This is a genomic window from Candidatus Neomarinimicrobiota bacterium (genome assembly GCA_016784545.1).
Lineage (GTDB): Bacteria > Fidelibacterota > UBA8477 > UBA8477 > JABMPR01 > JABMPR01.
In genome coordinates, this window is sequence record JADHUM010000051.1 from 24,132 (window position 1) to 34,676 (window position 10,545).

Consider the following 10,545-nt stretch of genomic DNA (forward strand, 5'->3'; position numbering starts at 1 on the left):
CTGAAATTCAGCAATAAGTTTGTTAAGTGTGGATTGATAAATTATCTTTAATACCCACAAAGTAAAACATTGGAGGTGTGTAAATCAGGTACGGCAATTCAAGTGGCAGCCTCAGACAGTGTTGTATGGATGAGATGGAGGAAACATGGCACAGCGCAAAATTCTTCTAAGTAATGAATTAAACCGGACCAGCGAAGCAGCTGACACCGTGGAAAAATTCCACGCATCAGCATGTTATGCCCTGCTCGGAGAGATTGGATTTTTGAGTGAAGAGAAGGTCGCCTTGATGTTGGATCAGGGCAAAATATCTGATCGCCGGAATCGCATGTTGGAAGCTCTACAAAAAATAACCTATGCAAAAATTGCCACCCTGGAGGGCAATTATACATTTGCTGCGGAGCTTTATGAGCAGGTTGCAGGGAAGATCAGTGTCCTCAATCAGGGATCCCAGCAGGAGGGAGCCCTCACCTATTTTTACTATGAATATGCAAGCTATTTTGCACAACTGGGTGATACAAATGCTGCCTTCAGGTATTTGGAAAACGCTCGCAGTACTACCTCATCAAATAAGATGAAACAGATGATCGCCTATGAGCATCTCGCCTTAAATGCGGCTCTAAATAAAAAATTCAATCTTAAGAAGTGGTTACAGTGTATTGCCTATTTCAATAAATATGAGATGACCGTCATGGAATCTCAAGCCCACTATGTATTGGCGCTTCAACTGGTTAAAAATGAGAATATGGCTGATGCGGTTAGCCATTTGGACCAGGCCCATGAAATGGCGGCTCTCCATGGCTATCAGTATCTTCACCGGAGCATTGATTATATCCGGGGAATTCTTCTGGTGAATCAAAATCGCAGTACCGAGGCAATAGGGTATTTCCAGGGCTTACTCAAGAAGGTGAAGAATGCGCATTTTACCGCCAAGATTCAATCAAAGTTAGCGGAACTGTACCATATTGTTGGAGATGCTGATAAAGCTCTGGAAGCTGCCAAGGCCAGCATGGAAGTGAGTCAGCAATTTTCAATTGCCTCAGAGTTGGCCGGGGCCTGCCTTCTCCTTGGGAAAATTTATCACCGAGAAGTTGCTGATATCACCAAGGCGTATTTCTATTATCAGCAGGCCTTTGGCTCCGTTATGGCTTTAGCGAAGCGGGGTATTCCAATCAATGCAGCGCGACGAAAAGTCATTAACGAGTACGTTATCTTTTTGGAGGAGCATTTCCCTGGGGAGGTGGCTGAATCAGCTAATGAAGATTTATTTGCATTTTCAAAGGATTTGAATTGGGTAAAAATCAAGGACTTGTTCCATTATAATTTATTCCTGTATCATTATCTGAATACTGGAGTGGGCAATAAAACACTAGAAGCTCTGGATTTTCCAGCTTCTTCATTTTATTCGGCCACAGAAAGACTCCGGAGTCGAGGAATTACCTTTCCAAATTTTCGGAAGAGCGATGTAGATATTCCAGCGGATAATTATGTGGAAGGTTTACAACAATATGCCAGGCTGCACCGGGATAAAACCTGGGTTGAAATCAATGATTGTTTTGAGAAAGATATGCTCAAATACCACTACAAATTGAATAGCTATAACAAAAAGCACCTGGCCAAGAATCTTGAGTTGGCATACTCAGGAATCGTAAATCGCACGAAGTACCTCACTTCGAGGGATGGCTAAATGTTTTCCACTCAAGCATGATTTCCAGCATCCTGGATTGGATTTTGATGCTCTAAGATATAGATCAAAAGGAGGGGGTATGTTACATGATCTTTCATTAGAAAACAAAGTGATCTGGTTAAAAGCCTTAATGATTGAATGTCCCTTATATTCAGCACTTCCTGAGTGTCCTCTTGCAAAATATCGATCAAAGCCGATTTCTGAGAGATTTCATCATGTAGATCATATGGGTGAAGAGCTTGTTGATTCAATAATCGATCATCATGAGAGATGTCTGAGTCTGAGAGAACAGCGAGCAACTGTTAAGGACTAGTTTCACATTTGTTATGGTAACTTTTCTACTGATGCGAATGTCTGGCAGTAGTCATCTTCAATATTAAGTAATTCATCACAAGGGGGTGTGACCTGCTTGTCTTGATCTAAGGTAGCTTGGCGACTTCTTTACCCTCGATGGAGATGTGGCGTCTTCTGGTAAAAGCGTAGTGTGGAGTGATCACAAGTCTCACAGTGGTAAAATCCAGAACTCAGATACAGGGCTTTGCTCACCCAAAGCTGCCACCTGTTTCGGTGGATTCGGTGAAGTTTGGTGTGGCAGAGAGGACAGGTATGGGATTCATAGCTGGTTGAGATGATTCTATTCCGAATCTGTGCTATCATGAGCCCCAATGAAATGGTGATGAGAAGGATGCCAATCAGGTCAGAAAACTCCATTTGAACCAGCGGATCAAAGAGCATTGAAATAAAGGTCTGTTTGACTGCCACGACAGCATCTCCTATGAGATGAATGGGCTTTTGAACAATGATGTTGAATGGGATATCGGTGAACAGAAGTGCCACGCCGCTTAGCAGCAAACCCGTAATTGTGAGTTCTGTATGGTAATGTTGTTGTCCCCTTGGGTTATTCTTCTTATTCATGATCTTCCCTCCCAAGTCTGATTGTTAGATCACAAATTATAATAAATGATGACATTCCTTATAGGGGTTACCCTTACTTTGGTTTAGGAAATTCCTGAGGAAGCACCCTTTGGAAGTAGATTAATTTTCGCCAATAACCTCCTTGAATATTTAGAGTAATTGGCTAGATTTTAGCCGTTAACCAATCTCCACCATCATCAGGATTACAGGACATGCATTTTTATTTGCATGGTGGATTGCTGCACTGAATTGTCAGCGCTAGTCTGTATCACTTCCCATTAAAGTGCTTAAAATCTCTCGAAAAATCCTTTGATCCATTTCAAACATCACCCGGTTTACAAAAGATATATAAGGAGGGCAGGTTATGTCGAAGATTCCACTGTATATGCAGGAGGCTGAAAAGAAATTAAGTGATAGAAAATATGCTTCGAATAGTGAGCACAGGCATTCTGAGAAATCGCTCATGTCTCGATACCGCCAAGCGCTCAGGGGTCGTCATTACAGTGCAAGGACTGAAAAGACCTACAGTCGGTGGGTTGTCAGATATATTCAATTCCACGACATGAGGCATCCTGAGGACATGGCGGAAAGGGAGATCAATGCATTCTTATCTCATTTAGCGGTAAAAGGTCGGGTGAGTGCTTCCACACAGAATCAAGCATTGGCAGCCTTGTTATTTCTTTACAGGAATATTATTGGGCGTGATGTAGGTGACCTGGGTGAATTGATTAGAGCTAAAAAACCAGTAAGGATTCCAGTGGTAATGACAAAGCATGAGGTGAAACTGGTTTTGATGCAATTGCAGGGTAGGGATAGACTCATGGTGGAGCTCATTTATGGCAGTGGACTTCGATTGAATGAGAGTCTTGCATTAAGAATCTGTGATTTGGACTTCGAAAGGAATCAGATTTTAGTGAGAAATGGTAAGGGAGCAAGGGATCGGGAGGTGATGCTTCCCGGTTCACTTAAAATTCGGCTCCAGGAACATATTGAAGAGGTTAAGCGGGTCCACCGCTCAGATTTGTCAAAAGGTTTTGGTGAAGTTCCACTACCAGGGGCATTAGATCGGAAATATGTTGGAGCCTCGCGGGAGTGGCGTTGGCAATGGGTCTTCCCGCAGAAGCGGCGATGGTTTGATCGTGGGACTGGCAAACATGGTCGTCATCATATTCATGCGACGGTATTGCAGCGAGCTATCCGGCGTGCTGTGGATAGAAGTAGCTTGACCAAGCGGATCAGTTGTCATACTTTCAGGCATTCATTTGCCACACATTTACTGGAGGGGGGTTATGATATTCGTACGGTTCAGGTATTGTTGGGTCACAAAGATTTAAAGACCACCATGATTTACACACATGTTTTGAATCGGGGACCTGGTGGTGTACGTAGTCCGTTGGATGAGTTATAATTTATAAATATGGATAGTTTTAGCATGATATATGCACAAATATGGATCATATTAACGGTCTTGAATTATATTAACTATCTTGGATCATATTGACTGCTCTGGTTTGGATGATACAGGATTCAGTATGAAGATATAAGCGGGGTCTTATGCAGAACAATATAAAAGCTCTTCATAATTACACTGCCCAGATGCCTGTGGAGCTCAGGGAATGGCCAGACGAGCATCATGAGCATATGCAGACCTTCTCAAGGGCAAATAATCGTTATCAAGAACAGTCTAATAGATGTTAGACACAAAGCATTGTATATGAGAACTAATTCAAAAATAATCGTAATGACACTTCTGACTCTTTCTATCATTTTTGCTGGAGAAAGGAGCAGATACGACATTACAAGATACTTCGACAAACATTTGTCGCTTGGTCATGAAAACTACCATCTCGGACAAAAAGACACGAACTCAATCAAATCATGCTTTGAATCTGTTTTGACTGACAGCTCACATGAGAATGTAAGGTTGCAAGCGAGTAGAATTAGAAAGCAAAATACACTTCTAATTCATGCCTTATATCCTACACTGCTGTTAACAGATGTCCAATACAGTGCAGTCTCGGAAATAGTGGACACTTGTAGCATCGGCTTCATGATAATCGATAGCAAATACCTGAATTCTAATACTAAGAATCTCTTTGTGGATTTTAACTCTTCTACATTGGTCTATTTGCTTCATGTGCATGTGGATGATAAAAGTCAAATTGAAGAAATTGCGAGTAGGGTATACTCCAAACCCCTTGATGAAATAGTAAAGCAGGCAAATTAGTAGAAACATTATATGGGCATAAGCTTGTGTCTAACAAAGGCTTAGAGCTGACTCACTCGCAGCGGAGCGATTTACGAAAATGATGTGGATGGATACAATTATCGCACAAAGCGATGCTTTCTCGGGAAGCAGCTCAAGCCTAAAGCGTTATACGGGGTTGAATTATGCATTTTAGACCATTGATACTCGTTAGCGTTCTGTTGATCATATCGTGTGGCAGAGAAAAGATTGATGGTGAATATAATTTTCACGAGGATGAAATTTCGATCAATGCGACACTGACCTCATATCAATTCAACGAGGAATTAGAATCATATATGATATATGGGACAATAATTGTAAAAAATGAACGCTCATCAAATTTACTCTATGGCAATCAATATTTGACGCTCAGCAATGGAGGCGAGGTAAGTCGGACATATCTGGATTCACCAGCGAGCCATGTAATTGATTTTAGCCGGGTCACGATCGAGGCAAAGACAGAGAAAACTTACAAAGTATATTGGGTATATTCTGAATTGATACAAGGTGAATTATCGAATGCCTCACTTGCATATCATGATCTGGATAAATTGAAATCTGAACCCTTACCCAATCTTGGTGACACAGTAGAATCATTGGATGAAAACCAAGAATATATTATGGCCGCGTCCGGAAGTTTTTTAGCGAAATATATTTTTTTAGTGGACAGTATTGAGTTCGTGCTTGGTATCTCTCCCGAAGGTCATGTTAAGTATATATCAAGTTCGGATCAGAAATTTGTTACTGACGAAGGCTTGCGCATAGGTGATAGTTGGCTGAAGGTGAAGAATATTAGCGACTCTGAACTTAGGAAGGAAACAGGTTGGGCATTCTATATTCCACTAGGATCTGGATGGAACGCAGCTTTTGTCAGTGGAGAGTCTATGACCGATGGAAGTCTTTCGGAGGAATCGCAAGTGAGATGGTTCTTTAAGCGATAAAAAATACCCGTATAACAATGGCTTAGAGCTGACTCACACGCAGAGAAGTGGAAGACAGATATGAAGTGGATGGATACAGTTATCGAACAAAGCGAGTCTGTTTTGGGAAGCAGCTCAAGCCAAGAGCGTTATACCGAAAATAAAGAGACATGAAATGACTCAGAAAAATAAACTACTGCTGGACATATGGATTATTGGGATGTTTGGAGTATTAGCAGTTAATATTTTTGTGGTACCAGCATTATTACAGAATCAAGAAATTCCAATTTCCATTGAGTTTGCTGTGGTATTGTCAACTCTCCAAAGTTCCATTTTGCTAGCACTTGCTTCTTGGGGTGGATTTAAGCTGACAGACAAAATTGGCTTAGAAGCACCAGCAATACATGCATTCACGACAGGTGGATCAACAAAAGATGCATTAAAACCCCAAATATTGCCTGGAGTTGTCGGTGGCTTAGTTGGAGGCATAGTCCTTATAATCGCTAACCTTATCATCCCTGGTCAATTGAGTAATTCTGAAGTATTGCCAATATTTCCATTATTTGTGAAACTTTTGTACGGGGGAATTACTGAAGAAATATTGTTGAGATGGGGAGTGATGTCATTCTTTGTGTGGGTTTTGTGGTTGTTGTTTCAAAAGAGAAACGGGAACCCAAAAACAACCATTGTGGTGCTTGGTATCCTATTGAGCGCTTTTCTGTTTGCAATTGGGCACATACCAGCTGCATCACTAATCGCTGGGGAATCACTATCATTAGCTAGTATAGCATATGTTATCACCTTCAATTCACTTTTTGGAATTGTAGCTGGTTTTTTGTTTTGGAGATATGGGCTAGAGGCAGCGATAATCGCGCACTTTGGAGCACATTTATTCTCACACTACATTGTGATTTAATGTAGATACATTTCGGTATAACAACGGCTTAGAGCGGACTCACTCGAAGGGTGTGCAAATTGAAAATGATGTGGAGGGATACAATTAACTCACAAAGCAATAACTTCTCGGGAAGCAGCTCAAGCCGAGCACGTTAGGCAGAGTATGGATATTATGGTGGTTGCTTTATTCCGTACCAATCAATTAGTCTTTTGATATACACTCCAAGATATTGACCGACATTTGAAAAAGGACATGTTGCTAGTGAATGAATTAGATGTTAAACCATTAGAATCGAGCATAATCGCTGCCTTGACTTCTGACAATCCGTCAATGCGATTGAGAGCCGCACTGGCAATCGGCTCCAATCCCGAACAGGGATTTGTCGACACTTTAATAGCTCGATGCGCCATCGAGCCGGACTTTTACGTTCGCGAAATTCTCACTTGGGCACTGATACAATGCCCCGCAGATGTTACTGTCCCTAAGCTCCTCTCTGAACTGCGTTCGGAGGGTATTCAAGCTCGAAGCCAAGCTCTACACACCCTATCCAAGACAACGGACGCAAGAGCCTGGCCAGCAATCACCCGGGCTCTGCTGCGCGACTCAGACGACACTGTTGCTCAGGCGGCGTGGCGTGCTGCCGTCGTCCTTGTACCTTCCGGGCGGGAGAATTCTTTGGCAGAAGAGTTATCCGATCAGATTGGTCGGGGTAATCAGGAAGTGCAACGCAGCCTGAGTATTGCTCTTGTCGCTCTCGGTGAGGAAGTTATCGAGCCAGTTCTTCGCAGGGCAGTGGCGAGCAAAGATCCGCGTGTTCGTTCGCATGCGAGCGAAACAAAGCGGCTGTTGAGCGATCCAGACTCCGGTTTCCAATACGCTGTTAATCAAGTGCAACGAATTCTCGCGCCAGGCGGAGATAAGAGTAATTAATTGAATTCATATTTATTGCATCAGTTGCTTTAAATGTCGGAAGCAAGTAGAATGTCGTCCGTATGATTCTAAAAGATCAACACAGAGGAACCTTCCCCTGCCTAACAAAGGCTTAGAGCTGACTCACAGTCACTTAGGGGGATTTTGAATATTGATACGCGGTACACAAGGTTTTATAACTATTTTGACTGTTTCTCAGGAAGCAGCTCAAGCCTAAGGCGTTATATTTATCCTCAATCTATAATAAAGGGACAATCCAATGAAAATCGAATCAAAAGATACTGATATTGATAGTCTATTAAACTCAAGATATTTTCATGTTCCTAGATTCCAGCGCCCGTATTCGTGGGAAGATGAGAACATTAGTGATTTCTGGGAGGACATTATTACAAATCAATCTGATGATTATTTCATCGGATCAATGGTGGTCTACAAAAAAAAGAAGCAACATTACGCCTTAGTAGATGGGCAACAGCGTATCACAACTATCACGATAATGTTATGTGTATTGCGCGATTACTTTGATGAATTAGGGTTTAAAGATTTAGCGGAGGGAATTCATCAACTGATAGAAAGGAAGGATCGTAATAATATCGCACAATATGTGCTTAAGACAGAAACCTCGTTTCCATATTTCCAAGAACAGATACAGAAATATGGTGAGGATGCAGAGTTTGATGGACAATTTTTAAAAGAAGAGCTTAATCTAAAAAATGCTCACGTTAGATTTCAGAAACTAATAGGGTCTGCAATTGAATCTATTGAGAATGACACTACCATTCCTGAAGAAAAGAAATTAAAAACTAAAAAGAGCAAACTAATTGAACTAAGAGAAGCTGTATCAAACTTAAACTTGATCTTTATCACCCTTGATAATGAAGATGATGCATACTTGATCTTTGAAACACTTAATACGAGAGGTAAAGATTTAGCACTAACTGATTTGGTAAAGAATCATTTTTCAAAACACATTAAATCAACAGGTGAGGTTGACCATGCAAAAATAAAGTGGGAAAAAATCTTGGAGACAATCAGAAGCTCCTCGATTGAAATTTCGACTGATACATTTATCTATCATTATTGGGCTTCCAGATATGAAGCGATCCCACAGAAGAAATTGTTTCGAAAGCTGAAGAAGGAAATTACAAAACAAACCGCAAAAAAGCATTTAAACAGGCTAGTAAAAGATTCACATCTATACCGCTCATTACACGAGGTCACTTATCAATGGAAGAAAAATGAAGTCGCAATCACTAAATCTCTAACTGCTTTTCAGCTATTCAAATTAGCACAACCAACACCCGCAGTTCTTTCATTAATTCGCGCTTATAGATCAGATATTATTAAAAATGCTAAGCTAAGAGACACGTTAAGAGCAATTGAAAAGTTTCATTTCATTTTTACTGCAATTACTTCCTCGCGATCTTCGGGAGGGATTTCAGCAATGTATTCATCTTTTGCTCGGAAACTATTTAACGCAAAAGACTCTGGAACCGCTGCAGATGAAATTAAAGTGCTAGTTGGCAAATTGCGATCAAAGATACCATCATTGGACGAATTTACTGTTGCATTCAAGGAAGTGAATTTTACGAATTCAAATACAAAGCAGAAAAAGTTAGTTCAGTATATTCTCAGGTCATTTTCTGAGCATCACAAATACAAATACCCGTCTGATTATGATGAGCTCACAGTGGAACACTTACATGCGCAGGCTGATGGTGATGAAGAATGGACTGTGGAAGTTATTGGTAGTTTAGGAAATATGATATTATTGGATGAAGAGATGAATGGTAAGTTGTCAACCAAAGACTTTCCAAAGAAGAAGAAACTCCTCAAAGACAAAGGATACACTGTTCCAAAGTTCATTGCAGAACAGGCAGCATGGACCCCAGAGTCAGTTAACACACATGCGGAGCAAATGGCAAAACTTGCTTACGAGAAAATATGGAAAATATAACAAAGGCTTAGAGCTGACTCACAGGCACTTAGGGGGATTTTGAATGTTGATTGGAAGAACACAAGGTTTCATAACTATTTTGACTGTTTCTACGGAAGCAGCTCAAGCCTAAGGCGTTAGCAGGAGTTGACAAGGATTTCGCACTTCGATAAAAGTTGCTGAAACATGGCCGTAACATGGCTATATTCTCTCGAAAATAAATGAGAGGTGAAATATGAGTAAATCAACAACGGTTAGAGCAATGATGGATCCCAAGAAAAAGGAGAAGGTAAATCATATCCTTGGACGACTAGGATTGAATCATTCTGAAGCCATTAACATCTACTATAGCTTGATAGAAGAATACAAGGGATTGCCTTTTCCACTTTCGTTACCAGATTCTGGAACAGATTCTGAGATCACAAGTGAGCTTCGACCGGAGGTCTTGAAGCATTTGAAGATGAGCGTTAGGAAAAATCACCGCTTAGGACAGTTGCTCGCGCAGTGAGAAATATTCCAACAACCGCTGAAGTTTTGACAATTCACAAATATCTGATCCAGGAGTTCGGAGGCAAGGCTGGTTTGAGAGATTTAGCTTCATTAGAGTCTGCACTCGGTCGACTCACATCAGGCTACTACTCAAGCATTGAAGAAGAGGCTGCTGCGTTGATGGAAAGTCTTTCACAAAATCATCCTTTCATTGACGGCAACAAGCGTGTCTCCTTTTTTACAACGGATACTTTTTTGAGAATGAATGGATATTTTATCAATTGTGACGATGAGGAAGCCTTCTCTTTTTTTCAATCTTTGTTTGATAATCAGGCATTTAATTTCGAACATTTAATTGTGTGGCTACGTGATCATCTTGAGAAATTGCCATAAGAATACCCTGCTAACAAAGGCTTAGAGCGGACTCACACTTATTTCGGGGGAAACTAAAATTGATATCACGTACACAAGGTAACCGAACTGTTTTGACTGTTTCTTATGAAGCAGCTCAAGCCTAAAGCGTTA

General features: G+C 41.0%; 9 protein-coding genes. 8 read left to right on the forward strand and 1 reads right to left on the reverse strand.

Features of this window, described 5'->3' with window-relative positions:
- Positions 1-145 precede the first annotated feature (145 nt).
- Complete coding sequence (locus ISR87_11805) at positions 146-1,684, forward strand: hypothetical protein (GenBank protein MBL7026131.1); 1,539 nt, start codon at positions 146-148, stop codon at positions 1,682-1,684.
- Between the two features lie 441 nt (positions 1,685-2,125).
- On the opposite strand, the gene ISR87_11810 is transcribed toward ISR87_11805, so the two are convergent.
- The gene (locus ISR87_11810) at positions 2,126-2,599 is read right to left on the reverse strand and encodes a hypothetical protein (protein ID MBL7026132.1); all 474 of its coding nucleotides are present in this window, start codon (positions 2,597-2,599) and stop codon (positions 2,126-2,128) included.
- Between the two features lie 463 nt (positions 2,600-3,062).
- Here ISR87_11810 and ISR87_11815 point away from each other — a divergent pair, with 463 nt between their 5' ends.
- The 7 genes from ISR87_11815 to ISR87_11845 all read left to right on the forward strand — a co-directional run bounded on the left by ISR87_11815 (position 3,063) and on the right by ISR87_11845 (position 10,413).
- Complete coding sequence (locus tag ISR87_11815; protein ID MBL7026133.1) at positions 3,063-4,007, forward strand: integron integrase; 945 nt, start codon at positions 3,063-3,065, stop codon at positions 4,005-4,007.
- Between the two features lie 1,136 nt (positions 4,008-5,143).
- Positions 5,144-5,788: a hypothetical protein gene (locus ISR87_11820; protein MBL7026134.1), complete on the forward strand. Its 645-nt coding sequence runs from the start codon at positions 5,144-5,146 to the stop codon at positions 5,786-5,788.
- Positions 5,789-5,942: 154 nt separating this feature from the next.
- The gene (locus tag ISR87_11825) at positions 5,943-6,683 is read left to right on the forward strand and encodes a CPBP family intramembrane metalloprotease (GenBank protein ID MBL7026135.1); all 741 of its coding nucleotides are present in this window, start codon (positions 5,943-5,945) and stop codon (positions 6,681-6,683) included.
- Positions 6,684-6,917: 234 nt separating this feature from the next.
- On the forward strand, positions 6,918-7,595 hold the full coding sequence (locus tag ISR87_11830; protein ID MBL7026136.1) for a HEAT repeat domain-containing protein: 678 nt from the start codon (positions 6,918-6,920) through the stop codon (positions 7,593-7,595).
- Between the two features lie 259 nt (positions 7,596-7,854).
- A complete protein-coding gene (locus ISR87_11835) occupies positions 7,855-9,552 on the forward strand; it encodes a DUF262 domain-containing protein (GenBank protein ID MBL7026137.1) in 1,698 nt (565 codons plus the stop codon).
- Between the two features lie 214 nt (positions 9,553-9,766).
- Positions 9,767-10,039 (forward strand): type II toxin-antitoxin system RelB/DinJ family antitoxin, encoded by a 273-nt coding sequence (locus tag ISR87_11840; protein MBL7026138.1) that lies wholly within the window; start codon positions 9,767-9,769, stop codon positions 10,037-10,039.
- The gene (locus ISR87_11845) at positions 10,036-10,413 is read left to right on the forward strand and encodes a type II toxin-antitoxin system death-on-curing family toxin (GenBank protein ID MBL7026139.1); all 378 of its coding nucleotides are present in this window, start codon (positions 10,036-10,038) and stop codon (positions 10,411-10,413) included. Before ISR87_11840 ends, ISR87_11845 begins: the two co-directional genes overlap by 4 nt.
- The last annotated feature ends 132 nt before the right edge of the window (positions 10,414-10,545 follow it).